Source organism: Bacillus sp. 275, from assembly GCF_001999205.1.
Taxonomy (GTDB): domain Bacteria; phylum Bacillota; class Bacilli; order Bacillales; family Bacillaceae; genus Bacillus; species Bacillus velezensis.
The window spans coordinates 3,063,236-3,088,573 of sequence record NZ_CP019626.1 but is presented as its reverse complement, the minus strand read 5'-3'; the positions used below and the strand labels follow the sequence as shown (position 1 = coordinate 3,088,573).

General features: G+C 44.1%; 25 protein-coding genes and 1 riboswitch. Of the genes, 9 read left to right on the top strand and 16 right to left on the bottom strand.

The window, feature by feature from the left end:
- Positions 1–3: 3 nt before the first annotated feature.
- From BZ167_RS15210 to BZ167_RS15180, 7 genes are all read right to left on the bottom strand, one after another.
- Positions 4–984 (bottom strand): hypothetical protein, encoded by a 981-nt coding sequence (locus BZ167_RS15210; RefSeq protein WP_061860809.1) that lies wholly within the window; start codon positions 982–984, stop codon positions 4–6.
- A 36-nt stretch (positions 985–1,020) separates the two neighbouring features.
- Positions 1,021–2,007 carry an ABC transporter permease gene (locus tag BZ167_RS15205; RefSeq protein ID WP_039254158.1) on the bottom strand — a complete coding sequence of 329 codons (987 nt, stop codon included), beginning with the start codon at positions 2,005–2,007 and terminating at the stop codon, positions 1,021–1,023.
- A 15-nt stretch (positions 2,008–2,022) separates the two neighbouring features.
- Positions 2,023–3,009 (bottom strand): ABC transporter permease subunit, encoded by a 987-nt coding sequence (locus BZ167_RS15200; RefSeq protein WP_031378721.1) that lies wholly within the window; start codon positions 3,007–3,009, stop codon positions 2,023–2,025.
- On the bottom strand, positions 3,003–3,881 hold the full coding sequence (locus BZ167_RS15195; RefSeq protein ID WP_061860810.1) for an ABC transporter ATP-binding protein: 879 nt from the start codon (positions 3,879–3,881) through the stop codon (positions 3,003–3,005). The genes BZ167_RS15200 and BZ167_RS15195 overlap by 7 nt, the downstream gene beginning before the upstream one ends.
- Positions 3,874–4,266, bottom strand: coding sequence for a GntR family transcriptional regulator YtrA (gene ytrA / locus BZ167_RS15190; protein ID WP_003152275.1), 393 nt, complete (start codon positions 4,264–4,266; stop codon positions 3,874–3,876). Before ytrA ends, BZ167_RS15195 begins: the two co-directional genes overlap by 8 nt.
- A 348-nt stretch (positions 4,267–4,614) precedes the next feature.
- Positions 4,615–4,887, bottom strand: a complete 273-nt coding sequence (locus BZ167_RS15185) for a YtzC family protein (RefSeq protein ID WP_003152272.1) — start codon at positions 4,885–4,887, stop codon at positions 4,615–4,617.
- Between the two features lie 394 nt (positions 4,888–5,281).
- The gene (locus tag BZ167_RS15180; protein WP_061860811.1) at positions 5,282–6,394 is read right to left on the bottom strand and encodes an ArsR/SmtB family transcription factor; all 1,113 of its coding nucleotides are present in this window, start codon (positions 6,392–6,394) and stop codon (positions 5,282–5,284) included.
- A 440-nt stretch (positions 6,395–6,834) separates the two neighbouring features.
- Between BZ167_RS15180 and BZ167_RS15175 the strand changes: the two genes are divergently transcribed.
- The 4 genes from BZ167_RS15175 to BZ167_RS15160 all read left to right on the top strand — a co-directional run bounded on the left by BZ167_RS15175 (position 6,835) and on the right by BZ167_RS15160 (position 10,452).
- Positions 6,835–8,502, top strand: a complete 1,668-nt coding sequence (locus tag BZ167_RS15175; protein WP_060673729.1) for an MFS transporter — start codon at positions 6,835–6,837, stop codon at positions 8,500–8,502.
- Between the two features lie 86 nt (positions 8,503–8,588).
- The gene (locus BZ167_RS15170) at positions 8,589–9,557 is read left to right on the top strand and encodes a tRNA modification radical SAM protein MnmL/YtqA (protein ID WP_007408822.1); all 969 of its coding nucleotides are present in this window, start codon (positions 8,589–8,591) and stop codon (positions 9,555–9,557) included.
- A complete protein-coding gene (locus tag BZ167_RS15165) occupies positions 9,554–10,135 on the top strand; it encodes a tRNA 5-(aminomethyl)-2-thiouridylate-methyltransferase MnmM (protein WP_031378719.1) in 582 nt (193 codons plus the stop codon). Before BZ167_RS15170 ends, BZ167_RS15165 begins: the two co-directional genes overlap by 4 nt.
- A 122-nt stretch (positions 10,136–10,257) precedes the next feature.
- Positions 10,258–10,452: a hypothetical protein gene (locus tag BZ167_RS15160; RefSeq protein WP_031378718.1), complete on the top strand. Its 195-nt coding sequence runs from the start codon at positions 10,258–10,260 to the stop codon at positions 10,450–10,452.
- 16 nt (positions 10,453–10,468) lie between these two features.
- On the opposite strand, the gene BZ167_RS15155 is transcribed toward BZ167_RS15160, so the two are convergent.
- The 3 genes from BZ167_RS15155 to BZ167_RS15145 all read right to left on the bottom strand — a co-directional run bounded on the left by BZ167_RS15155 (position 10,469) and on the right by BZ167_RS15145 (position 13,268).
- Positions 10,469–11,278: a glycerophosphodiester phosphodiesterase family protein gene (locus BZ167_RS15155; protein WP_061860812.1), complete on the bottom strand. Its 810-nt coding sequence runs from the start codon at positions 11,276–11,278 to the stop codon at positions 10,469–10,471.
- 110 nt (positions 11,279–11,388) lie between these two features.
- Entirely contained in the window at positions 11,389–12,468 is a 1,080-nt protein-coding gene (locus BZ167_RS15150; RefSeq protein ID WP_053573223.1) for a tetraprenyl-beta-curcumene synthase family protein, read from the bottom strand.
- A 20-nt stretch (positions 12,469–12,488) separates the two neighbouring features.
- On the bottom strand, positions 12,489–13,268 hold the full coding sequence (locus tag BZ167_RS15145; RefSeq protein WP_052827754.1) for an alpha/beta hydrolase: 780 nt from the start codon (positions 13,266–13,268) through the stop codon (positions 12,489–12,491).
- 46 nt (positions 13,269–13,314) lie between these two features.
- Here BZ167_RS15145 and BZ167_RS15140 point away from each other — a divergent pair, with 46 nt between their 5' ends.
- Entirely contained in the window at positions 13,315–13,830 is a 516-nt protein-coding gene (locus tag BZ167_RS15140; RefSeq protein WP_025285156.1) for a gamma carbonic anhydrase, read from the top strand.
- Between the two features lie 176 nt (positions 13,831–14,006).
- On the opposite strand, the gene alaP is transcribed toward BZ167_RS15140, so the two are convergent.
- The 3 genes from alaP to metK all read right to left on the bottom strand — a co-directional run bounded on the left by alaP (position 14,007) and on the right by metK (position 18,859).
- Positions 14,007–15,410 carry an alanine permease AlaP gene (alaP, locus tag BZ167_RS15135; protein WP_064107383.1) on the bottom strand — a complete coding sequence of 468 codons (1,404 nt, stop codon included), beginning with the start codon at positions 15,408–15,410 and terminating at the stop codon, positions 14,007–14,009.
- A 204-nt stretch (positions 15,411–15,614) separates the two neighbouring features.
- Positions 15,615–17,513, bottom strand: coding sequence for an asparagine synthase (glutamine-hydrolyzing) (gene asnB / locus BZ167_RS15130; protein ID WP_003152255.1), 1,899 nt, complete (start codon positions 17,511–17,513; stop codon positions 15,615–15,617).
- A 143-nt stretch (positions 17,514–17,656) separates the two neighbouring features.
- Positions 17,657–18,859, bottom strand: a complete 1,203-nt coding sequence (metK, locus tag BZ167_RS15125; RefSeq protein WP_003152253.1) for a methionine adenosyltransferase — start codon at positions 18,857–18,859, stop codon at positions 17,657–17,659.
- A gap of 167 nt (positions 18,860–19,026) precedes the next feature.
- Positions 19,027–19,166: riboswitch (SAM riboswitch) on the bottom strand.
- Between the two features lie 197 nt (positions 19,167–19,363).
- Here metK and pckA point away from each other — a divergent pair.
- On the top strand, positions 19,364–20,947 hold the full coding sequence (gene pckA, locus BZ167_RS15120; protein ID WP_061860814.1) for a phosphoenolpyruvate carboxykinase (ATP): 1,584 nt from the start codon (positions 19,364–19,366) through the stop codon (positions 20,945–20,947).
- 42 nt (positions 20,948–20,989) lie between these two features.
- Here the strand turns inward: pckA and BZ167_RS15115 are convergent, their stop codons facing one another.
- Together BZ167_RS15115 and BZ167_RS15110 are read right to left on the bottom strand one after the other, a co-directional pair.
- Positions 20,990–21,232: a DUF2584 domain-containing protein gene (locus tag BZ167_RS15115; protein ID WP_003152249.1), complete on the bottom strand. Its 243-nt coding sequence runs from the start codon at positions 21,230–21,232 to the stop codon at positions 20,990–20,992.
- A gap of 57 nt (positions 21,233–21,289) precedes the next feature.
- Positions 21,290–22,063 (bottom strand): alpha/beta hydrolase family protein, encoded by a 774-nt coding sequence (locus tag BZ167_RS15110; RefSeq protein WP_060673725.1) that lies wholly within the window; start codon positions 22,061–22,063, stop codon positions 21,290–21,292.
- 138 nt (positions 22,064–22,201) lie between these two features.
- Between BZ167_RS15110 and BZ167_RS15105 the strand changes: the two genes are divergently transcribed.
- Genes BZ167_RS15105 through BZ167_RS15095 form a run of 3 tightly spaced genes read left to right on the top strand, consistent with a single transcriptional unit; the run spans position 22,202 to position 24,787 of the window.
- A complete protein-coding gene (locus tag BZ167_RS15105; RefSeq protein ID WP_060673723.1) occupies positions 22,202–23,206 on the top strand; it encodes an ABC transporter substrate-binding protein in 1,005 nt (334 codons plus the stop codon).
- A gap of 11 nt (positions 23,207–23,217) precedes the next feature.
- The gene (locus BZ167_RS15100; RefSeq protein WP_003152246.1) at positions 23,218–24,000 is read left to right on the top strand and encodes an ABC transporter ATP-binding protein; all 783 of its coding nucleotides are present in this window, start codon (positions 23,218–23,220) and stop codon (positions 23,998–24,000) included.
- Positions 23,975–24,787 carry an ABC transporter permease gene (locus BZ167_RS15095; RefSeq protein WP_060673721.1) on the top strand — a complete coding sequence of 271 codons (813 nt, stop codon included), beginning with the start codon at positions 23,975–23,977 and terminating at the stop codon, positions 24,785–24,787. Before BZ167_RS15100 ends, BZ167_RS15095 begins: the two co-directional genes overlap by 26 nt.
- Positions 24,788–24,821: 34 nt before the next feature.
- On the opposite strand, the gene ytkD is transcribed toward BZ167_RS15095, so the two are convergent.
- Entirely contained in the window at positions 24,822–25,301 is a 480-nt protein-coding gene (gene ytkD, locus BZ167_RS15090) for an RNA deprotection pyrophosphohydrolase (RefSeq protein ID WP_007408833.1), read from the bottom strand.
- Positions 25,302–25,338: the final 37 nt, after the last annotated feature.

Below are 25,338 nucleotides of genomic sequence, written 5' to 3'. Positions count from 1 at the left end.
CCCTTATATCTGTTTCGTTTTTTTATAGATGAAGTAATAACTGATGAAAAACCCGATAACCGCGCCGATAAGCATGCCGAATATGTAACCGGTATACGAACCGTTATAAGCATATCCGCACACCCCCGCACTTCCCAGCATACTGAGCGACATGACGAGCACTTGAATGATGCGTTCAATGTGTTTGCTCAGGATAAAATGTCCGCTTCGTTCACTCGGCATTTTAAGGAAATTCACATAGCCGAATAGATAGAAACAACATCCCATTAATGCGGAGATTAACAATGCGTGTTTCATGTAATACATCCATGATGTATGGATGTAAGCGGCAGGCATGAAATAGATCAGAAATCCGCTCCAAGGGAAATCAATATCCGGCACAGCCTGCCTGCCAAAAAGGAACTCGGCGTTTAACAGGTAAATCGTCATAACCACGATCGGAAAGACGGAAACCGTGAACGCTGTGATCAGCTGCGCCGCTAAATTGCCCGTTATCGTGCCGGCAGCTGTCACTAATGCATAAATCATCAAGCTGATGACCAGCATCCCTGCGCTGAATGATTGAAAATGATGGACAGCGTCAGGTTTAAGAGCTAGAAACAATATGTCAGATACTCCGTAAGAAACAAATTGCGAGCCGGCTAACACAGCTGCTCCCAAGAAAAACTTCGTATGAAATATCCGGCTTCTCGAATACGGAAGGCTCAGTGTAAACATCCTTTCAGCCCGGCCTCCTCTTATCAGAAAAAGCCCCATCATAACCGGAGGAATGAAATGAAGCCCAATCAAATTCCGATTGCTGTAATCAATGCTGAACGTACAAACTGAACCTGAATATTGATGAAGCACACTCAAACAATCCTTATAGTGAAAATACTCATTTATAATTGCAAAAGGGCCTAAGATAGATAAGAACCCCGCTGTGAGAAGCAGCAGCGTCTGCCGCTGCTTCCATTCTTTATAAAGCAAACCGCTAATCGGCACCTTGCCTTCCTCCAAACTGCTCATTTTCAAACAGATCTACATATGCTTTGACTTCCTGTAAACCGTAAAATAACTGATGAAAAACCCGATAACCGCGCCGAAGATAATGCCGGCTAAATAGCCGAACATCGTGTCTGTGACCCCGTATCCGAAAACGCCGAAACCCATAACGGCAAAGGCAATCACCAAGATCTGCGCCGGCCGGTCCAACTTACTCCAAAGAAAGAATCTGCCGTTCCGTTCATTCGGATGTTTCAGAAAGCTGACGTAACCGATCAGATAAAAGACAAGGCTCATCACAATCGGAATGATTAAAACCAAATCCCTTTCTCTGATCCAGTCGTTAAACACATATCCAATAGGGGTTACAAATATAAAAAGACGGGATTCGATATAACTGCTGATAAAAGAAAATTGACTTCCCACACTAATATCGAAAACGACCTCCAAATTCGCGGCCGGCAGACCGATGAGTAAAAAGGGCAGAACCGTGACGGTAAACGCCGTTAACAGCTGGGCGAATATCTGTCCCGTTAATGCGCCGGATGCCATTAACAAGGCGTAAGCCATAAAACTGATGACAATCATTCCGATTGAAAAATGATCAAAATCGTACGTATGGCTCGGTTTCAGCAAAGATATCAGCAATGACGCCGCTCCATAGCCTATCGCCTGAGGAACAACAATGACTGCTGCGCCAAGCCAGAATTTCGTCTGAAAGATTTGGCCTCTGCTGTATGGCATGCTTAACAAAGCATCCATCGTTCCCTTTGTCCGTTCCAAGCCTAATAAGAAGACAGCAATGATGACACTCACAATCCAGCTGAAGGAAAGAGGCGACCCATTCGTATAATTGACAACGAATTCACAATCTTGAAGAGCTGGGTTATTCAAACATTCTTGATATGTTGAGTAGTTGTTATAAACCATAAAAGGGTTTGCCGCCATTAAAAGAATGCCGCTGCATAAAAACAACCACTGATTTTTTTTCCATTCTGTGTACAACAATCCCCGCGGTATCATTCCGGTCCTCCTCTCTTACACATGCTTTGTTTTTTTATAAATCACAAAATAACTGACTAAAAATCCGACCGCTCCCCCGACAATCATTCCGGCCACATATCCTGTCATCGTATGTCCCGTCGAGTACCCCGCCAGGCCAAAACCGAGAACGGCGATTATGATCACCACAATCTGAATGGGCCGGTCAAGCTGTCTCCAAAGGAAAAAACGGCCGTTCCGTTCCACCGGCTGCCTGACATAGCAAAAGTACCCGATGGCATAAAATACAATGCTCATCACTGCCGGGATGAGTAATATATACTTGCTGGCAGATACCCAATCTGTATCAATGTACATGATCGGATTCAAGTATTGAAAAAGATTGTATACTTTGATATAAGCATCGACTGACGGCATCAGCTCATACATGCCGGCTCCGAAGATGACTTCTACATTGGACAACGGCAACGTAATGATCAAGTATGGTGATATCGACACAGTAAACGCCGTTAACAGCTGAGCGAACGTATTCCCCGTTAAGCAGCCCGCGCTCGCAACCAATGTAAAAGCCAAAACACTCACAATAATCTCTCCGACGCTGTAATGGTGAAAGAAATATACACGCTCAGGCTTTAACAGAAGAATGAGCAGCTCAGCCAGTCCGTAGCCGATCACCTGAGCGCCGGCAATGACCGCCGCTCCGAGCCAAAATTTAGTGTGAAACACCTGAGCGCGGGAATAAGGCAGACTGAAAAGCGCATCAATCGTTCCTTTCGTGCGTTCCAGTCCGAATAAGCAAACCGCCAAAATGACAGCGGGCGCCCAGTTTAAGTTCAGCATTCCGCTATCCAAAGAATTCACATAAAACTTACAATATGCTCCGTGGGTGTCCAGACAGCCTTGATAAACCAGATAGGTATTTAACACTTCAAATGGATTGACCGCCGCTAAAAAAATGCCGACCATCACAAGAACAGTTCGATTCTGCACCCATTCCCTGTACAGCAATCCCCTGTCTACCATCTCCGGTTCCCTCCAAACTTCGCGATGAAGACCTCTTCTAAGTTCACAGGAAGTTCATTCCATACTTTCGGCCGCAGCTCTTGCAGAAAGTTCTTTTTCTTCTCATCGTTCTTTTGAATCAGCACCGTATAAAACACACCGGCATGGTCGAGAATCGGTATGTTTTGTTCTCTGATCCTCAAGGCGACGTCCTCTTCAAATGCCATTTGGATTTTCATGTACTCTTCCTTCATATCATCCAAGTCCATCACATTCGTCAGCTGATTTCCTTCCAAAAACCCGATCCGGTTGCACATTCGCTCAATATCTTCTAGGCGGTGTGAGGTAATCAGAATACTCGTTTCCCGTTCAGCCACTTCATCCACCATAAGCTGCAGCACGTCATGACGCGTTACGGCGTCAATTCCGTCCGTCGGTTCATCCAAAAGGATAAGAGCCGGGCGTGAAGCAAAGGCAAGGACGAGCGCAAGCTGTTTTTTCAGGCCTGTCGATAATTCACGGTATTTCTTCGTTTCCGGAATGCCGTACCTGTTCATCAGCTCATTGGCGTAAGTCACATCAAAATTCGGATAGATTCTGCTTACAATCGCAACAAGCTGTTTATATGTATACTTGTCATAAAAAGGATTTTCAACAGGCATATAAATGATGTTCTGTTTTACTTTCGGATGCCGCTTTATTTCCACCTGATTAAATAAAACCGTCCCTTGATCCGGCAGCAGAATCTGCTGAATAAGCCGGAGCAGTGTTGTTTTCCCTGATCCGTTTCGTCCGAGCAGCCCGAAAATTTCCCCTTTTCCGATGGTGAGCGAAATATCCTTGAGCACTTCTTTACCGTCTATCGTTTTTGAGAGATTCCGCAATTCAATCATGATCCTTGCCTCCTTTCACATCAGCGCTGATTTCCTTTATCCATTCCTGCAGCTTCTCCAGCTCAACTCCCGCGTAATGGGCATCGATGATGAGCTGTTTCAATTGCTCTTTTATCATCGTCATCTTCCCTTCAACCAATGTCGTTTTTGCATTCTCCGATATATACGTTCCTCTTCCCCTCAGCGTTTCAATGACACCATCGCGTTCGAGCTCCTTGTACGCTTTGCTGACTGTGTTCGGATTGGCGATAATGATCGTTGCCAATTCCCTGACAGAAGGAAGTTTATCCCCCGGCTTCATGATCCCTTTTAAACAAAGCTCTTTCAGTTGCTGTATGATCTGCTCATAAATCGGAGTTGAGCTTCTCGGATCGATTTGAATCATTTACTTCCCTTCTTTCTTTTACGAGCTGCTCTCTTTCTTTAAATGTTCTGCCATTGAAAACCGATGACGACAAGAACGACAAACAGACTGCTTGCCAAAACCGAGGCGGCGATAATAAGAGGCACATCTTGTTTTACGGATCTTTTGTTTTTCATGAAAGTTCCCCTTCCCTATGGTTAACATTTATATGTCGATTTCATTTTTCGAGTGTTTTATGTGTATTACATCAAGTAGTACACATAAAACAATAAACACACTCCGCCCTATTGTCAATTCTTTTTTTAAAAGAAATACAAAAAAACCCGCCGGGATTCCGGCAGGTTTGCTGAACCATTTGAAACGGCGCGGTCAGTAATCAAAATTACGCTGCAAAATCATATTGTTTTGCAAGGTCTGCAGCTGCAATCTCATTCGGTAAAGCTGCTCTCTTTGCTGATCATTCGCAGATAATGACAGCTTGTTTAATTCATTCACCGCGTTTTCAAGCATCATTTGCGCTTCACTGTACTCATTATCATTATAATGCTCTTGTTTCGAAGCGGTCATAAATTGCTCATTCGCAAATTCATACGCCTGTTCGCTTCTTTGGAGATGTTCATCTACTGATTGTCTTGTTGCCATTAAACAGTCCTCCTATTGATAATGTCATATCAATAGTATTTCTTATTCCAAATAAATTCTCACAAGAAATTTCAGGTAATTCATACACAAGACAGAGATGGTATAAAATACGATTAAATGTAAAACTTAATCAAGACAGAATGAAATCTTTATAAAAATCCGCCATTTTAGAACGATAACTTAATTCTTCTTTTATTAAAAACATTAAAATTTTCTCACATCACTCACAAGATCTTCGGTTCGCTTTAAATTGTTTACCATCAAATTATCTTTTTTGTGTAAAACACCCAGGATTCATCATATTTTTTGGGTATCCAATTCATTAGACGATCTGTTTTTATTAGCTTTAATTATCATCCCGAAACTAACACCAACTATAAAACCAAAACCTTTTTTACTCATCCCCGTCTAAGCCTGGAACAGCTTTAAATTTTTTCAACAAACCGTTCAAAAGAGAATCGAATTTTGAAGAATTAAGATAATAGTATGTTTTATTTTGATTTCTCGTACTCTCAACTAAACCTTGCAATGTCAAAATTCTCATATGGTGTGAAATCGTTGCGTTGGTTAAATTTAGCTGTTCAGCAATCTCATTAGCATACATTTTTTTATGACAAAGTAAAATTAATATCTTGAACTTACTTTTATCCGATAAAAGCTTCAAAAAATCAATAATATGATTAATCTCAGCTTTCCCTAATGTATTTTCGAAAATTTTATCAACTTTATAACCAAGTCCAACATAAATGTTATCTTCACTTTTCGTAATAGTTGCAGTGTAAGGTAAAAGTGTTGGATATATATTAATATAATTACAAGATAAGTATTCCTTACCTTTTAACGTACTGATTATCTTTTTTGGAAAATCCATATTTATGTTTTTTAATTGATTCATCCACTCATCTCTAAATTTAATTAAATTATAAATCGCCTCGTTAAGATAACCATTCACCAACATTAATTTATTGCAAAATTGATCTACATAAGTTTTAGGAGATTTCATTACCTTAAATATGATCCACTTGTATTCGGGCTTTATATTTAGATTATTAAGTAGCTCAAATAAACTTTCCCTATCATTTAAATACTGTTCGGTAGATGTTTCAGTTTTAAGATCTCCTTGTAAATAAATTAGAGACTCTAAAATATTTTTTCTTATCTCTTCTTCTGTAACTGCAGACAAATAATCAATAATTTCAAAAAAATCTTTCGTATAAATTTGTGGGATTTTAAAAAAGGTTGTGGCTAAACAAAAAATATTTGCATTCCTAACATCTTTGTAGTCGCAAAAGCTGCCAAAATAAAAATTTAAAAACTCACTATCTAACTCTTTTATTCTTTTAAGATCATCTAGTAATACAAAATATTCATTATCTAATTTTATACCCAATTTAGTTGTATAATCTTTGAAGAATTCCTCGTGTTTCAAGAATAGAATAGAGGATATCTTGTCAAAGAATTCTGAAACACTGTCATTAATTATTAACCGCACTTTTTCACACCCCATAAAGTCTTTTTCCACAAGGAAAACGTTGTACTATCTTCATGTCAGACATTTTACATTTTTAATATTATCAATCAAAAGGGAACTTTCAAAGAATATTCATTTCTAATTTTAAAGAATTTTCCTTTAAGCACATACCTGACTGAGCATTATCATGAGCAGTCCTAGATTTATTAGACTTGCCTCACCTCTTGCTGAGTGTTCTCCTCATGTCACACTCTTCAGAAATCCTTCATCATCTCAGCTAGTTTACAGGTGAATTTTAGCTCTTATTGAGTTATTTCAAGTTACAAAATTGTTGAATTATAAAAATATGATTTCGAGAAAAGTGGATGAAAAAACAATTTATGAATAATATTGACACCTCTTAAGATTACATTTATCATGTTTTTAGATATATATCGAATTTAAATTTAGATTAATATCTAATGGAGGTTATAGGTTTGAATTTTCAAAAATTAATTATGCTATCTGCATTATTATTAGGTACATTCATTTCAGTAATGGACACCACTATAGTAAATATCGCCTTACCTAAGATGCTGGATTATTTTTCGAGTAACCTTTCTCAAGTAGCATGGGTGGCTACAGGTTATACTTTAGCTTTTGCGGTTTTATTAGTAGGTGCATCAAAGCTGGCAGACCATTTTGGAAGAAAAAAAGCTTTTATGTTTGGATTAGCACTTTTTATTTTGACATCAGTTATTGCATGTTTGAGCACTTCAATTGAAATGCTTGTCACAATTAGAGTGATTCAGGGATTATCTGCTGCTTTCATTGTACCTGTTACAATGCCTATAGCTTTAGCTATCGTACCTCCAAATAAAAAAGGAATGATCATTGGAATCTGGGGTGCTTTCTCAGGATTAGCAGCTACATTAGGACCTGTACTTGGAGGATTATTAACTGAAAATTTTAATTGGCAAGCTATCTTCTTCATAAATATTCCTTTAGGTCTGATTTCTCTTTTTTTAGCAGCATTTTTTATTACTGAGAGTTATGATGAAACAGTGAGTAAAAAAATTGATTACATGGGGATTCTTATTTTATCCGGAGCTCTCTTCTGTTTAACCTTTGGTTTTGCAAAAGTATCTGACTTAGGCTGGTCATCACAATTAATTATCTCTCTTTTTGTAATCTCTGTATTATTATTCTGTTTGTTTTTCTTTATTGAATCTAAGATTAAAAACCCGATGATTCCCTTATCCATGCTGAAGATACGTACGTTTAGTTTCAGTTCTTTCACCCTCTTTATGCAGGGCCTTGGATTAACAAGCGGTACCCTTATTATTACTTTACTCCTCACGAATTTAATGGGAAAAACTGAATTAGAAGCGGGGTTAATTGTTTCTACATTAGCTCTATCATCTATGTTTACCTCTGTACTTTCTGGAAAGCTATCTGATAAACTCGGGGGCATTTGGCTTTCGGGTCTAGGTATGCTCGGTTTAACAATCACAACATATTTATATGGATACATACGATACGACAGTTCTATAACGTCAGTAATTATTCTGTTATGTTTGATCGGCTTAGCTTTAGGGCTTGTAATAGGACCAGCAATGAGTTCAGGGATACGGCTTATTCCTCCTGAGAAAGTAGGAATTGCCTCAGGTATTCTTAATATGATGCGGACAGTTGGACAAGCGCTAGGCATTGCCATACTTACATCTGTGCTTACAATGAATATAAATGATCACACAGCTACTGCGAAAAAAGAAGCCATTAAAATTGTGGAAAGCAATCAGGTTTTTGATAAAAATGCAAAGAACGAGATAATAACTCACTTAAAGCATTCAGACAGTAAAGGTTTCGATCGAAGCAAAAGTATTGCTGAATTAAACAAAAAAGAGGAAGAAATACTATCTATAACCCCGGATCCGTATAAAGAAAAAGTACAAAAAAGCTTCAATATTCAAAAGAAGGAAGTTATGGCTATCCAGAAAAAAATTTCAAATTTATATAATGAAAAAATAAGTGACAGTTTTAATAATACATTCAAAGTAGGCAGTGTAATTCTTATTTTAGGAATTATTTTTGCATTGTTCAGTGATATTTCTCCAAAACGTTTAAAACAACAACAGAAAAACCAGGTAGATATTACGTCCTGACCGTTCCATAATTGTTTCATTGTTCCGCTCCATCATTCATGCTACAATTTTAGGATGCATCTGATGTGAGGGAGGCTTTTTGAACATTGAACGAGAATAACCCTTTTCCTTATTCAAATACGGAAAAACGGTACCATACATTAAATTATCATCTGCGGGAGCATTTCGGGCATAAAGTGTTTAAAGTCGCGCTTGACGGCGGTTTTGACTGCCCGAATCGGGACGGCACGGTTGCACACGGAGGCTGTACATTCTGCAGCGCGGCGGGCTCCGGTGATTTTGCCGGCAATCGGGCCGATGACTTACTCACGCAATTTCACGATATCAAAAACCGCATGCACGAAAAGTGGAAAGACGGCAAATATATCGCATATTTCCAAGCGTTCACGAATACGCATGCTCCGGTAGAGGAGCTGCGAGAAAAATTCGAATCCGTCCTCAAGCTTGACGGCGTTGTCGGCATGTCGATCGCGACCCGTCCGGACTGTCTTCCGGACGATGTCGTGGAATATTTGGCCGAACTGAATGAGCGGACCTATTTGTGGGTTGAACTCGGACTGCAGACCGTGCATGAGCGGACTGCCCTTCTGATCAACCGCGCCCATGATTTTGACTGCTATGTTGAGGGTGTCAATAAACTGAGAAAACACGGCATCCGCGTTTGTTCCCATATCATTAACGGGCTTCCGCTTGAAAACAGGGACATGATGATGGAGACGGCCAAAGCCGTCGCTGATTTGGATGTCCAAGGCATTAAAATTCACCTGCTTCACTTATTAAAAGGCACACCGATGGTGAAGCAATATGAAAAAGGAAAGCTGGAGTTCCTTTCTCAAGAAGAATATGTAAGTCTTGTATGTGATCAGCTCGAAATCATTCCCCCGGAAATGATCGTTCACCGCATTACGGGAGACGGGCCGATCGAATTAATGGTCGGACCGATGTGGAGCGTCAATAAGTGGGAAGTACTGGGCGCCATTCAAAAAGAGCTGGAAACACGGGGAAGCTATCAAGGAAAGCTCTTCAGAAAGATCGGGGAGGAGACCGCCCTATGACCTTGATGCACATCCTCCCTTTCAGTAAAGAATTGCTGAAGTCCGCCGCACAGGAAGGTGATATCACGGTTGACGCGACGATGGGCAACGGACATGATACATATTTCCTGGCCGGCCTTGTCGGTGAGACAGGACATGTCCATGCCTTTGATATTCAAGCGGACGCACTCGCTAAAACGAAGGAGCGGCTCGGTGCCGACTTCAGTCCGCGCGTCACGCTTCACCATAAGAGCCATGATCAAATAAAGGCATCGCTGCCTGAGGATGCGCACGGTCGTGTGGCTTGCGCCGTGTTTAATCTCGGCTATCTGCCCGGCGGCGATAAAAGCATTACGACAAACGGCCACTCAACCATTTCCGCGATCGAACAGCTCCTTGAACTGCTGAAGGAGAACGGGCTGATCGTTCTCGTTGTGTACCACGGGCATCCTGAAGGCAAGACGGAAAAAAGTGCATTACTGGACTACTGCAGCAATCTTGATCAGGAAAAAGCGCGCGTGCTGAGCTACGGCTTTCTCAACCAGCGAAACGACCCGCCGTTTATTATAGCGATTGAAAAGAAATCTGCCGGCAAATAAAGAATCGGCCTGTCATAAGCGGGCCGATTCTTTTTGTGTTTACTTTTTCTGAAAAATCAATTACTATGAAGTAATGGAAAAAAGTTCATCTTTTAAGTGTAACATCTGGGAGGAGCGGCAGTTTGAATATTCTTCGCATCATATTTTCAAGTGTTCCCTATGTGATGTTCGTCATCATTTTATCAAGACATTTAGGATTTGAGTTCGCAAAAACCTATTACTGGTGGTTTGCTGCATTTTTTGTCATCGGGCTGATCGGCAAATTCGTAATGCACCTTGCGGCAAAAAAGAAACCGTTAAAAAAAGAGACAGCGTAAATGCGCATGTCTCTTTTTATTTACTGTTTTGCAGCACGCCGCGTGTATAAGCGGGATTGTTTGTAAAGACACCATCTGCTTTTTGTTTCAGCATAATAGGCGTCAGCGTATGCTCGTCTTCCTTATCAAAAAACACGTGCACTTTCATCTTATTGTGATGAATGCGCTTCACGACTGCTTCATTTGCCAATTTGGCGTTGAGCCCGACTGTATCAGCATACGTTCTGATGGTTTGCAGCTGCTTATCATTTATCTCCTCAGCCTCGTTATCTTTTAATAAGCGAACAAGAGGAACTTTTTTATCCATAGATCGAACTTTCTTTAAGCTCTTCCCGCTAAAAGACTCAATGACTGCTTTATGGCTGGAAATCAGCTTATGTTTTTGTAATATGTCAATCAGTTTCTTTTCCATCACCAGGCTGCCGTTGCTTTCTCTTGTCTCAATATAGTAATTGGCAGTTTGTCCGAATTTCTGTATGATTTCTTCTAATGTTAAAATCTTTTCTCCTTTTCCCGCATTCAGTTTCTTAATCTGAGCCAAAGACAGATCATCTGTCATCCCTTTACCATCTGTTGTCCGATCTACCGTGTTATCGTGAATTGCAATCAGATGGCCGTCCTTTGTCTCCCGTAAGTCTATCTCAATATAATCTGCTTTGTCTTTAATGGCACGCGCATAAGACAAAGCTGTATGTTCCGGCTCAATCGCAGAAGAGCCCCTGTGCGCTATCAAGACAGGATGATAGCCGGCGGAAGCGTGGATGACGGAGCAGCCTCCGGAAATGGAAAGTAATGCTATGACCGCTAAATACTTTAATTTTTTCATAAAATTAAAGTATCATATTCTGCAGGCGTAAACAATGTTTCATTTCATACTTCACGTCATAAATAAAAAACTGCGCCGTCATGATTTACACGAGAGGCGCAGTTCACCCATTACGAACTTTTCGTCCAAGCCATCTTCTGAAATTTGCGGTAGGCTCTTCCGTTGATATAAAAGAAAAATGACGTTTTTCCGCTAGCCCTGATCAGCTTTCGCGCGAGGCGGCCCATTTCTTTTTGGCCGGCGACTTTGTCATCGGATAAATAGACGCCGAGCAGCCCTCTGTTGATCAGCCGGTGAAAATTTTCATGCGGAATGCCTTGCAAATGTTCATCCGCTTTTTCAATAAAATGCTGCAGTCTCTGCATCATTTCTTCATGAGACTGATAATACGTACAGAAATTCAGATCGCCTTCAAGCAGATCCTCTTCCTGGTCAATTAAATAATCAAGCAGTATATGCAGCCCTTGTATGTACGGAAAATAACTGCTGCGGATTTTCTCAGCGGTATGTTCGTTAAAATCAGGCTGGAATGAGTAAGCAACGAGACAGAAAATACCTAACGTCGATCCGGCGCAGGCCGAGAACTCAAACCACTCCATTTCCGGAAGCTGTGACCGGTACTGCTCAAACCAGGATTTAAGCCTCGGAACGCGTTCATGCTCAACGACATGCTTATGAACCTGAAGATCGCAATAATAATCACACAGCTCAAGCAAATAAGGTTTAATGATACCGTAATGTTCTATTGACCCGAGCACCCGCTGGCATGTTCTGACCAGCTCATGAAGATAACCGCCGTCATCCCGCTCGTCTCTGTACTGATAGTACGGCCGCACCTCGGCACCGACCGTCAGCGCGTCACGCATGGAGAGATGAAGCATGCGGAAGTCCTCGGGATCAAGCGAGGTGCTGCGGTCGCACAGATTGTCCAGATAATCACTGATTGTCTGATACGCGATGATAAATTGCACGCATTTCTGTTTCTGTTCTCCCGAAAGCAGGGCTAAAATGCCGCCGCCTTCACAATGAAACGACTTATCACGGATACTTGCGGCCGCCTGCTGCCGCAGTTCGGTATTTTTAATGGAATCTGATTTTTCCCGCCACATGTTCAATTCTTGATGAACGAGCGGAAAAATTTCCCGATACACTTTTGCCATAAGGTTAAAAGGATGTTCCGGTACTGTCAACTTATGCACCCCCAGCGAATTCAAATATACTGATCTGTAAAGGCTTTTGCCGCCTTAAACACAGTTTCTCTTTCCGGTTCATTAAAAATTTCATGATAAAGCCCTTCCCATTCCCGGTACGATTTATTATGGGAAGCCACACCGGAAAACCATTTGCGGACCTTCATTTTATCGACGATTTTGTCATCTCCGCCCTGCATAAGCAAAAGCGGCACCTTTAAAAACGCATCAGTCGGCACCATAGCGGCATCAATGGTTTTTAAAAGCTCTCTGTACCATCTTACGGATACCTTCGTGACATATAAAGAATCGTTTTGATCCGCTTCAATCATATCCGCATTCCTCGTTGCCATATCAGGTGATAAGCCGGAATCCACTCTGAGGGACGGAGCGAGGACGTTCAGTCCTTTAGACGCAAAATCAAGGACTTTATTGACTTTTATTTGCAGACCCAGACAAGGTGATGATAAAATGAGTGCCGTAATGCGGGGATTTCTCTGCTGCTTAAACCATTCTATCGAAATCAGTCCGCCCATGCTGTGGCCCAAAAGGAAAACGGGCGCTTCAAGCGTTCTCGCTTTATCAATCCATATATCTACTTCATCAATGTATTCTTGGAAAGAGCGAATATGCCCTCTGGCGCGGGTCGACGTTCCCTGACCGGGCAAATCGCCCATCACCACGTTATATCCGGAAGATCTCCACATTTCAACGAGCCATTTATAACGTCCGTGGTATTCGCTTGCCCCGTGGATAATGACAATGGTACCGACGGGCCTGTCTGCTTTCCAAGTCCACATGCAGTTCACCTCTTACATAAATTTAGAGAAAGAAGGATGAGACATGATAATCTACCCTTATAAACAATTTACGCCTGACATACATCCTGAAGCGTTCATTGCGGATAACGCCGTCATTACGGGCGACGTCGTGATCGGAGAACAATCAAGCATTTGGTTCTCAGCCGTCATCCGGGGGGATGTTGCGCCGACAAGGATCGGAAAAAGAGTCAGCATACAAGACTTGAGCTGTCTGCATCAAAGTCCGAACCGCCCGCTTCTTATTGAAGATGACGTCACGATCGGCCATCAGGTTACACTGCACAGCGCAATCATCAAAAAGAATGCTTTAATCGGTATGGGCTCCGTCATTCTGGACGGGGCGGAAATCGGAGAAGGCGCGTTTATCGGCGCCGGAAGTCTCGTTCCTCCGGGCAAAACCATTCCTCCCGGCTGTCTTGCGTTCGGCCGGCCCGCAAAGGTTATCCGCCGGCTGACAGAAGAAGACATACGGGACATGGAAAGAATCAGAACGGAATATGTTGAAAAAGGCCGATACTATAAAACACTGCAAGAGAAATAAAAATAGATCAGCTTTGTTTTATTACTGTACCATTTTTCAAAATATTATTTAAGTAAAAACCATTTGCATTCTCCCGATTGTCAGGAAACAGAAGCAAAATGTTCAGGAATTTGTTTTATTCTTTCCCCGCCGGCCCGATCCTATGAAAAAAAGAGCCCATGTCCCGGGCTCTTTTTTTACGCTTTTTCGGCGAATGTCTGTCCGTTTTCCAGACCTATGTCTTTTCTTTTATGGAAACCTTTCCCGTAATAGGCGGCTAATAATATGCCGAACCAGACAGGCCCGATGATGACGGCCACCCGGGTCTCTGCATTAAAAGCCATCAGCACAACGACAAAAGCGAGAAATGCCAGCGAGATATATGAGGAAAAGGGGTATAAAGGCATTTTATATTTGAGTTTTTTCCGTTGTTCCGGCTGTAAGCTTTTACGGTATTTCATTTGGGAAAGCAAAATAATCGACCATGTCCAAATCGCCCCGAACGTCGCAATGCTCGTCACCCACGTAAACACCTTCGCCGGCACCACGTAGTTCAGCAAAACGCCGATGCATAACGCGCCCGCTGAAACCAATACCGCTTTTCCCGGCACACCGCCTCTTGTGACCGTACCGTATGCTTTAGGCGCTTCATTTTGTTCCGCCAGATTGAACAGCATGCGCCCCGTGCTGAAGATCCCGCTGTTGCAGGAAGAAAGGGCCGCCGTCAATACGACAAAATTAATGATTCCGGCTGCAGCGGGTATTCCGATTTTTTCAAATGTCAAAACAAACGGGCTTCCGCCTGAACCGATTTCCTGCCACGGATAAATTGACATAATGACAAACAAAGCTCCGACGTAAAAAATGAGAATGCGCCAAAAAACAGTATCTATGGCCCGCGCCAGTGATTTTTCCGGATTTTTGACCTCACCGGCTGTGACACCGATCAGCTCAATCCCGAGATAGGCAAACATGACCATTTGAAGCGACAGCAGCACCCCTTTAATCCCATTCGGGAAAAAGCCGCCGTGGCTCCATAAATTGCTGATTCCGAGCGCAACGCCTCCGTTTCCGAGACCGAATACGATCATCACCAGACCGATCGCGATCATTGACAGAATCGCCAAGACTTTAATGAGCGCAAACCAGAATTCAAGCTCACCGTACGCTTTGACCGCCAGAAAGTTGACAGCCGTCATAATGACGAGTGCACAAAGCGCCCAGATCCATGACGGCACGTCAGGGAACCAGTAGCCCATATAAATGCCGACCGCGGTGATTTCCGCCATGCAGGTAACAACCCATAAAAACCAATAATTCCAGCCTGTTAAAAACCCGGCAAGCGGACCGAGGTAATCTCTGGCATACCGGCTGAATGAGCCGGCTACAGGCTTTTGAATCGCCATTTCCCCTAATGCCCGCATAATAAAAAACATAATCAGCCCGCTGCAGGCGTAAGCGGCTAAAATCCCCGGCCCGGCAAGCTTTATGGCAGAAGCCGACCCGAGAAACAGCCCGACTCCTATCGCGGCGCCCAACGACATAAGCGAGATATGCCGCTCTTCCAAGCCGCGGTGAAGCGTTTTTTCTTTGTTTTGCATAACTCTCCCTCCCCCTGATTTTGACAAAGAAACAACAAACCGAGACGAAATAGCCAGAAAACACTTTCCGGAATCTACCCGATTAGTCCTATTATAACCTTTTTCTGAATATTGCGTAATACTTTGTCGAAAACAGAGCGGAATAGACGGTTTACAAAAAAACAATAGAAAAAAGGCTTTCGATAACATCGAAAGCCTTTTGGATTAAACGAAAATGACTTCTTTCGGCTGATGATTCAGCTCTTCCGGCACCAGTCTTTTTTCAACATTGATGCTGTGCCAGATCATGAAGATCAGCACGGTCCAGATTTTGCGGCTGTTGTCCGCTCTGTCGGCACAATGATCTTCCAGAAGCTGAAGGACATAATCCTTTTCAATATAAGCATCTGTTTCACTTTCACGAATGATGTTGCGAACCCATTCGTTCATTTCATTTTTCAGCCAGTGGCGGATCGGCACAGGGAAGCCGAGTTTTTTGCGGTTAAGCACATGATCAGGCACTACCCCTTCAGCAGCTTTGCGCAGAAGGTATTTCGTCGTGCCGTTTTTCGTTTTCAGTTCATCCGGAATTTTAGAAGCCACGTCAAACACGACTTTATCAAGGAACGGCACGCGCAGTTCCAATGAGTTGGCCATCGTCATTTTGTCAGCCTTTAACAGGATGTCGCCGCGCATCCACGTATGGATGTCAACATACTGCATTTTATTAATGTCGCTGTATGAACGGCTTTCCGTAAAGTACGGCTTCGTGACATCACGGTATGAAAGCTCTGGATTGTAATGTTTGAGCAGCTGTTTTTTCACGGGCTCTTCAAAAATCTTCGCATTACCGATATAACGCTCCTCAAGCGGTGTGCAGCCGCGGACTAAGAGGCTTTTCCCTCTCATTCCTTCAGGCATGACGGACGCCACATGAAGAAGCATTTTTTTCAGACCGGACGGAATGCGTTCAAACGGTTTAAGCGAAAGCGGTTCGCGGTAAATATTGTATCCGCCGAACAGCTCGTCCGCGCCTTCCCCGGATAACGCGACCGTTACATGTTTTTTCGCTTCTTTCGCGACAAAGTACAAAGGAATCGCCGCCGGATCTGCAAGCGGGTCATCAAAGTGCCAGACGATTTTCGGAAGCTCGTTCATATACTCCTCAGGAGAAATGACTTTGCTGATGTTTTCAATTCCGAGCGCGGCAGCCGTTTCCTTCGCTACGTCAACCTCACTGAAGCCCTGCTGCTCAAAACCGACGGAAAATGTTTTAAGGCTCGGGTGAAATTCTTTCGCAACTGAGACGATAAAAGAAGAGTCAATACCGCCGGATAGAAACGAACCGACAGGCACGTCACTTCTCATGTGGACTTTGACAGAGTCAAAGATTGCGTCTCTGACTTCTTTCACCAATTTATCTTCATCAGACTGAACAGGCTTGAAGTTCGCTTTGAAATATGTTTTAAACGCGATGTCGCCTTCCGGACGGATCGTAAACTGGCTGCCCGGCTCGACTTTTTTCACTTCAGCGTCAAGCGTGCTCGGTTCAGGAACGAATTGGAAAGACATATATTGCTGTAAAGAAGCTGTATCAAGATCAATGCCGTTTTGAGCGGCCATTAAACTTTTTCTTTCAGATGCAAAATATACTTTGTCCCCGATGGTTGTGTAATACAGCGGTTTAATGCCGAACGGGTCTCTCGCGCCGTACATGACGCGGTCAGCTTTGTTCCAGATTAAAAACGCAAACATTCCGCGAAGCTTTGAAGCAGCTTCTTCTTTATAATGACGGTATGTCGCAAGGAGCACTTCGGTATCGGAATCTGTATTGAAAGTGTAGCCTTTCGCTTCAAGCTCTTCTCTCAATTCAATGTAGTTATAGATTTCGCCGTTAAAAATGATCCAATATTTTTCGTCTTCATATGATAAAGGCTGTCCGCCGTTTTCTACGTCAATAATACTGAGCCGTCTGAAGCCGAATCCGACGTGCTCGTCATGATAATACCCATCGCTGTCAGGACCGCGGTGAACGATCATTTGGTTCATTTGTTTGATTAGCTCTTCTTGATCTGCGGTTTGAGTTAATGGATGCTTATTAAAAACACCGACAAATCCACACATAGTATAGCCTCCATAAGTGTAATTTTCTAATTGGACCCCCTTTTTATAGACGCTTTGTTACGCCATTGGTTTCACGCTATGTAAAAAATAAGCATGGCAGCATCTACAAAAAGGGAAAGCCGCTTAAGTAAGCGGCTATAAAATTATTCTCCTAGTGCTTCTTTGCGAAGCGCATCCGCCTTGTCAGTACGCTCCCAAGGAAGATCCACATCATGACGTCCGAAGTGGCCGTAAGCAGCTGTCTGCTTATAGATCGGGCGGCGCAGATCAAGCATTTTAATAATGCCGGCAGGTCTCAGGTCGAAGTTATTCCGTACGACTTCGATCAGTTTTTCTTCAGAAGCTTTTCCTGTATCAAATGTATTGATGGAAATAGAAACAGGCTGTGCCACGCCGATTGCGTATGCAAGCTGCACTTCACAAGAATCAGCAAGACCTGCTGCCACGATGTTTTTCGCTACGTATCTCGCAGCGTATGCCGCAGAACGGTCTACCTTCGTCGCATCCTTACCGGAGAATGCGCCGCCGCCGTGGCGTGCATATCCGCCGTATGTGTCAACGATGATTTTACGGCCGGTAAGACCCGCATCACCTTGAGGTCCGCCGATTACGAAACGTCCCGTAGGGTTGATGAAGTATTTTGTCTCTTCATCGATCAGTTCCTCAGGCACGACAGGGTTAATGACATGCTCTTTCAGATTGCGCTGAATCTGCTCAAGCGTAATTTCCGGGTGGTGCTGAGTTGAAATGACGATCGCGTCGATGCGGACCGGCTTGTTGTTTTCATCATATTCAACGGTAACTTGCGTTTTGCCGTCAGGGCGAAGGTACGGAAGAATGTCTTCTTTGCGGACTTCGCTCAAACGGCGGGCTAATTTATGCGCCAAAGAGATCGGAAGCGGCATAAGCTCTTTCGTTTCGTTACACGCATAACCGAACATCAGGCCTTGGTCTCCCGCTCCGATTGCTTCGATTTCAGCATCGCTCATTGTGCCTTCACGCGCTTCAAGAGCCTGATCGACACCCATTGCGATATCCGCAGACTGTTCATCAATTGATGTTAAAACAGCGCAAGTCTCCGCATCAAATCCATATTTGGCGCGTGTGTAGCCGATTTCTTTAATCGTTTCACGGACTGTTTTCGGAATGTCAACGTATGTTGATGTAGTAATCTCTCCGCTTACCAGCACAAGTCCTGTCGTTACAGATGTTTCGCAGGCTACGCGCGCGTTCGGGTCATTTTTTAAAATCTCATCTAAGATACTGTCAGAAATTTGGTCACAGATTTTGTCCGGATGACCCTCAGTAACAGATTCAGATGTAAATAGTCGACGGTTTTTACTCATTCACTTTTCCTCCTGAAAAAAGATCTTTTGCAAGACCTTTTCATATGATACGGAACTCGCTCCCTCTTAATACAATGTCACTATATCAGAGAATGTTAATTGGCATATTTTATGAAATAAAAAAACCTTTTCCACTCGAGGAAAGGGTTTGGTCTGTGTGCCTTTCACTCTTATCGCTCAAGGAAAATATTAAACCTTGCATCAGGTTAGCACCTTGGTTTCCCACAGTGTTTTCACCTGCTTTTTTACAGAGAAACCGGTTGCTGGGCTTCATCGGGCCTGTCCCTCCGCCAGCTCGGGATAAGAGTATCCGCTCAATGAAATATCTTATCGTAAAAGGGCGGAAAGTGTCAATATGAATTAAAGCGATTACGCGCCTTTATTTCGGGAAGCAATGGAAAAACACAAACAAAAAACCGCAAATAGTATAGACTATTTTCAGATATATGTTATACTAATTCCACATTCAGCGAAATACAAATAAACCGGCAAAGGAAGGTTTTTATGAAATTAGTTGATTTAACCGCAGATCTTCAAGCATTACTTGCAAGTCCGAATGTGCATCATAATTTATCGGCTCCAAAACTTACCGAAAAAGTGATCAGCCGAAATGAAGGAACGCTGACATCAACGGGCGCCGTACGCGCCACCACCGGCGCATATACAGGCCGGTCACCTAAAGATAAATTTATCGTCCGTGAACAAAGCACAGAAAATCAAATTGATTGGGGCGCGGTGAATCAGCCCATTTCTGAAGAGGCATTTGAAAAGCTGTACGCCAAAGTCGTCAGCTACTTAAAACAGCGGGATGAACTGTTTGTGTTTGAAGGATTCGCGGGAGCGGATGAAAAATACAGACTCCCGATTACGGTCGTAAATGAATTTGCGTGGCACAATTTATTCGCGCGCCAGCTGTTTATCAGACCGGAGACGGATGAAAGAGACACGCAAGCGCAGCCTTTCACCATTCTCTCAGCTCCGCATTTTAAAGCAGATCCGGAGACGGACGGCACGCATTCGGAAACATTTATCATTGTCTCTTTCGAAAAGCGCGTCATTTTAATCGGCGGCACCGAATACGCCGGAGAAATGAAAAAATCAATATTCTCCATTATGAACTTCCTGCTTCCGCAGCAGGATATACTGCCGATGCACTGCTCAGCCAATGTCGGTGAAAAAGGCGATGTCGCCCTGTTTTTCGGCCTTTCCGGCACAGGGAAAACGACGCTTTCAGCCGATGCGGACCGCAAACTGATCGGCGATGACGAGCACGGCTGGTCAGATTCCGGCGTTTTCAACATTGAAGGCGGATGTTACGCTAAATGTATCAATCTGAGCGAGGAAAAAGAACCGCAGATTTTTCGTGCGATCCGCTTCGGGTCTGTTCTTGAGAATGTCGTGCTTGATGAAAAAACGGGTGAAGCGGATTACGGCAATTCCTTCTACACGGAAAACACAAGAGCCGCATATCCGATTGAGATGATCGGCAATATCGTGCAGCCGAGCATTGCCGGCCATCCGCAGGCGATCGTCTTTTTAACGGCGGACGCATTCGGCGTGCTTCCTCCGATCAGCAAACTGACGAAGGAACAGGCGATGTATCACTTCTTAAGCGGGTACACCAGTAAACTCGCAGGAACCGAGCGCGGCGTGACATCTCCGCAAACGACTTTCTCGACGTGCTTCGGTTCACCGTTCCTTCCGCTTCCGGCGCATGTATATGCCGAAATGCTCGGGCATAAAATCGATGAACACGGCGTTCAAGTCTTCTTGGTCAACACAGGCTGGACCGGCGGAGGGTACGGAGTCGGAGAACGGATGAAACTTTCGTATACAAGAGCGATGGTCAAGGCCGCTATTGAAGGCAGACTGAACCAAACTGACATGACGGCAGACAGCATTTTCGGCCTGCGCAGTCCCGTTCATGTTCCGGGCGTGCCGGATGAAGTTCTTCAGCCTGAAAACACATGGAGCGATAAACAAGCATACAACGAAAAAGCGCTGTTTTTAGCCAATGAGTTTAAAGAAAACTTTAAAAAGTTTTCCCATGCGGACTTGATTGCCAAAGCCGGCGGACCTCTCGTGTAATCAAAAAAGCCAAGGGCGTTTATGCCCTCGGCTTTTGTTTTTTCAGTTTGTCGAATGAAGCGACGTGAGTCTGTATGTAATGCTTGTCCGGCCGTTCGCCCATTCGAGCTTCTGGACCTCGCCGGTGCCGGATTTCTCGCCGGTTTTCGTTTTGCGCACGTCCATCGGAATATCAAGAGGATAGACGCGGTAGCCCTCTTTCTCCAATAAAAAGATATTTTCCTCTATCCTTTTTTCATTGCCTTTTGTCACAATCATGGTATTAAATTCAACAGGCATTCCCAAAATGAAAATCCCCTTTCATTCTCTTATTCTTTATTATCATAACATAAATCAGGCATCTTACCGTGTCTTCATCCATTCCGCCAGCCGCCGGACAATGCGTCTGTTTTCCTGCGGCGGAAAATAATGCGTAAAACCGCTGTAATACCAAGTTGCCACCGGTTTCCCCGCCTCTTTCAGCTTGTCCTCGATCATTCGGGCGTGTTCGATCGAAACATTCTCATCATTCTCTCCATGGATGAGCAGCACAGGGGCCTGAATGCGGTCTGCTTTTTCAAACGGCGAACGCCATCTGTATTCATCCGGCACCTTTTTCGGCGTGCCCCCGATCACCCGCTTCATCATCCGCCGCATATCCTTCCGCTCTTCATAAGTAAGCACCATATCGCTCACACCGCCCCATGATACGAGCGAAGCCGCTTGATGCCCCATTTCAATCGCGGTCAAAAGCCCCATGATACCGCCCCGGGAAAAACCGAAAATATGCACCCGCCCTTCCCTGACGTTCGGATGCTCCCGAAGCAGGCGGAAAGCGGAAAACGCGTCCTCTCTGTCCTCTCCCGCAAAATCTTCATTTCCCTCGCCGCCCTGGTTGCCTCTGTAATAAGGCGCAAACACGACAAAGCCTTGGGAAGCAAATTGAACGATTCTTCCGGGGCGTACCATGCCGACATTTTTTATGCCGCCGCGCAAATATAAAAAACCGTCATATGTTCCCGGCGCCGCAGGCTCGGCAAGAAGCCCCTTTACCTTCAGCCCTTCTGACTCATAGCATACCGCAAAGAGGCGGATATGCGGACTCGGAGACGGGAACCTTTTCTTTTCTACCAGCAAAACAATGGCCTCCTTATATCATCACTTTTTTTATTCTTTCCCAACGTGAATATGGGCACTCACACATTTTTTATACCCATCATACGATATGTAAAGCAGAAAAGGTTATTTTAACGCTTAAAACAAGGAGGTTACACCGTGAACAAATGGCTCAAAACGGGCTGCGTTTTTGTCATATGCGCCTTTTTCCTGCTCATTCTTCCGGCCTGCAGACAGGAAGAAAGTCTGACAAAGGTAAAGGTGGCGGAAGTCACACACTCCATCTTCTATACGCCTCTGTATGTCGCTGAAGCAAAAGGTTTCTTTAAAAAAGAAGGGCTCCAAGTATCACTTCAAACAACATGGGGCGGAGACAAAACGATGACATCGCTTTTGTCAAACGGGTCTGATATCGCGCTGGTCGGTTCTGAAACATCCATTTACGTGGAGGCGCAGGGAGCAAAAGATCCGGTCATCAACTTCGCGCAGCTGACACAGACGGACGGCACATTTCTCGTGTCACGGAAGGATGAGAAATCATTCAAATGGAACGATTTAAAAGGAAAAACATTTCTCGGCCAGCGAAAAGGCGGCATGCCCCAAATGGCCGGTGAGTACGTCCTGAAAAAGAATCACATAGAGCCGAAAAAAGACATTAACCTCGTTCAAAACATTGATTTCGCCAATATTTCCAACGCATTCGCATCCGGAACGGGTGATTATGTGCAGCTGTTTGAACCGACGGCATCCCAATTTGAAAAAGAAGGCATCGGCCATATCGTCGCATCCTTCGGAAAAGCTTCCGGCCAAATGCCATACACAACCTTTATGGCAAAAGAAAGTTATTTGAAAACCAATGAAAAGACGGCGGAAAAATTCACCCGCGCCATCTATCGCGCCCAGCAATGGGTGGAAAGCCATCCGGCCAAAGACATCGCAAAAACGATTCAGAAGGAATTTGCCGATACCGATCCGGCCATTATCGAAACATCAATAGAGCGATATAAAAAACAAAAGTCATTCTCTGCAGACCCAGTTCTGCAAAAGGATGAATGGGAACAGCTTCAATCTATTATGGATGAAGCCGGAGAGCTCCCGAAACACATTCCGTACAGCAAACTCGTCAACACAAAAATCGCCAAAAAAGTCACCTCAGAACAATAGGAGGAACATGAATGTCTTTTTTACATGTGGATCATGTAACACATACTTATTTCTCGCTGAAAGAAAAGACAACCGCCGTGAAAGATATACATTTTCAGATTGAAAAAGGGGATTTCATCTCCTTTCTCGGACCGAGCGGATGCGGAAAAACAACACTCCTGTCCATTCTGGCCGGCCTTATTACTCCTGCGCAAGGCCGGGTGCTGATTGAAGGAAGCGTGCCGAACCATAAAGAACACCAAATCGGTTATATGCTTCAGCAGGATTATTTATTTCCTTGGAAATCAATTGAGGAAAACGTGCTGCTCGGTTTACACATTTCAAAAACATTAACAGAAGAAAAAAGAGCTGAAGTTCTCAGCCTTCTGCCTAAGCTCGGATTAATCGGCGTTGAAAAGAAATACCCGAAAGAGCTGTCAGGCGGGATGCGGCAGCGGGCGGCACTTGCCAGAACTCTTGCGCCGGACCCGGGACTGCTGCTCCTTGATGAACCGTTTTCCGCGCTGGACTTTCAAACGAAGCTTTCCTTGGAAAACCTTGTCTTCAGAACATTAAAGGATTTTCAAAAAACCGCCGTGCTCGTCACCCACGATATCGGTGAAGCCATCGCCATGAGCGATACGATCTATTTATTTTCGAATCAGCCGGGCACCATCCACCAAATATTCACCGTGCCTAAGGAGCTCGCGGCTTTAGATCCGTTTGACGCGCGTCAGGATCCGGCCTTTCAGCCGCTGTTTCAAACCATATGGAAGGAGCTGAATTCCCTTGAAAAACAGCAGCGGCACGATTGAACAGCTTCATCAGCAGTTTAAGAAAAGACACCGAAAAGAAAAGCTCCGGATCCGTGCGTATCAGGCCGCCATTTTCATCGTATTTTTTGCCGGCTGGGAAATATCGAGCAGGGCGGGCTGGATCGATCCGTTAATCTTCAGCTCACCCTCCGCCGTTTGCAGGCTTTTAGTTGAAAAGATTGCGGACGGATCCCTTGCGGCGCACATCGGCGTAACCTTAGGAGAAACCGTTCTCGGCTTTTTGTTCGGCACGCTCCTCGGCACATGCCTCGCCGCTCTGTTATGGTGGTCAAACAGGCTCGCCCGGGTTTTAGACCCGTACCTCGTCATTTTAAACGCGATGCCAAAGGTCGCACTCGGACCGATTCTCATCGTGGCACTCGGACCGAATTTCACAAGCATTGTCGCCATGGGAGCAGTCATCAGTGTCATTATCACGACAATCGTCGTCTTTACGGCTTTTCAGGAAGTGGATGAAAACTATATTAAAGTGATGAAAACCTTCGGAGCGAAAAGAAGCATCATGTTTAAAGAAGTCATTCTGCCGGCATGCGCCCCCGCGATTATTTCCGCGCTTAAAGTGAACGTCGGTTTATCCTGGGTCGGTGTCATCGTCGGCGAGTTTCTCGTTTCCGAAAAAGGTCTGGGCTACATGATCATTTACGGATTCCAGGTCTTCAATTTCACTCTTGTGTTCTTAAGCCTTCTGATCATCGCGATTTTTGCGACATTGATGTATCAGGGAGTCGAACTGTTAGAAAGAAAATGGACGAAAGGAAAAATTTAAAAAAGACCCGTGCGTAAACGCCGGGTCTTCGTTTTTATGATTGAAATACGCCGTCCTCTTTCAGCTTTTTCAGACTGATCGGAAGCACCGAATCTTTCATAATGAAACTGAATTTTTTATTTCGCGGGAGATTCTCCGGCAGTTCGCTGAACAGCACCGGTCCCTTTGTTTCAAAATAATCAGCCTGTTGTTCAAGCTTTTCAATATCGGCAAAATAAATATTTTTCACGATTACCTTTTCCCTGCCGAGAACTTTATACTGTCCGACGTACTTCAGATGTCTTACCGCGGCGCCGGTTTCTTCTTTCACCTCGCGCAGGGCCGCTTCCTCCGCACATTCCATCGGCTCCACTTTTCCGCCCGGAAATTCAAACCCCCGGTCTTCGTGCTCAGTCAAAAGCCACTTATCTCCATATCGGCATATGACCCACACGTGCTTCGGGCTGTCTGAAAAAGGCTGGTGTTCAAAGGAGAGCTGAACAGTGTTCTGATAATAGTCTTTAAACTCGTACATGTTTATCCCTCTAATCCGTTCCTTCATATCTTCCATA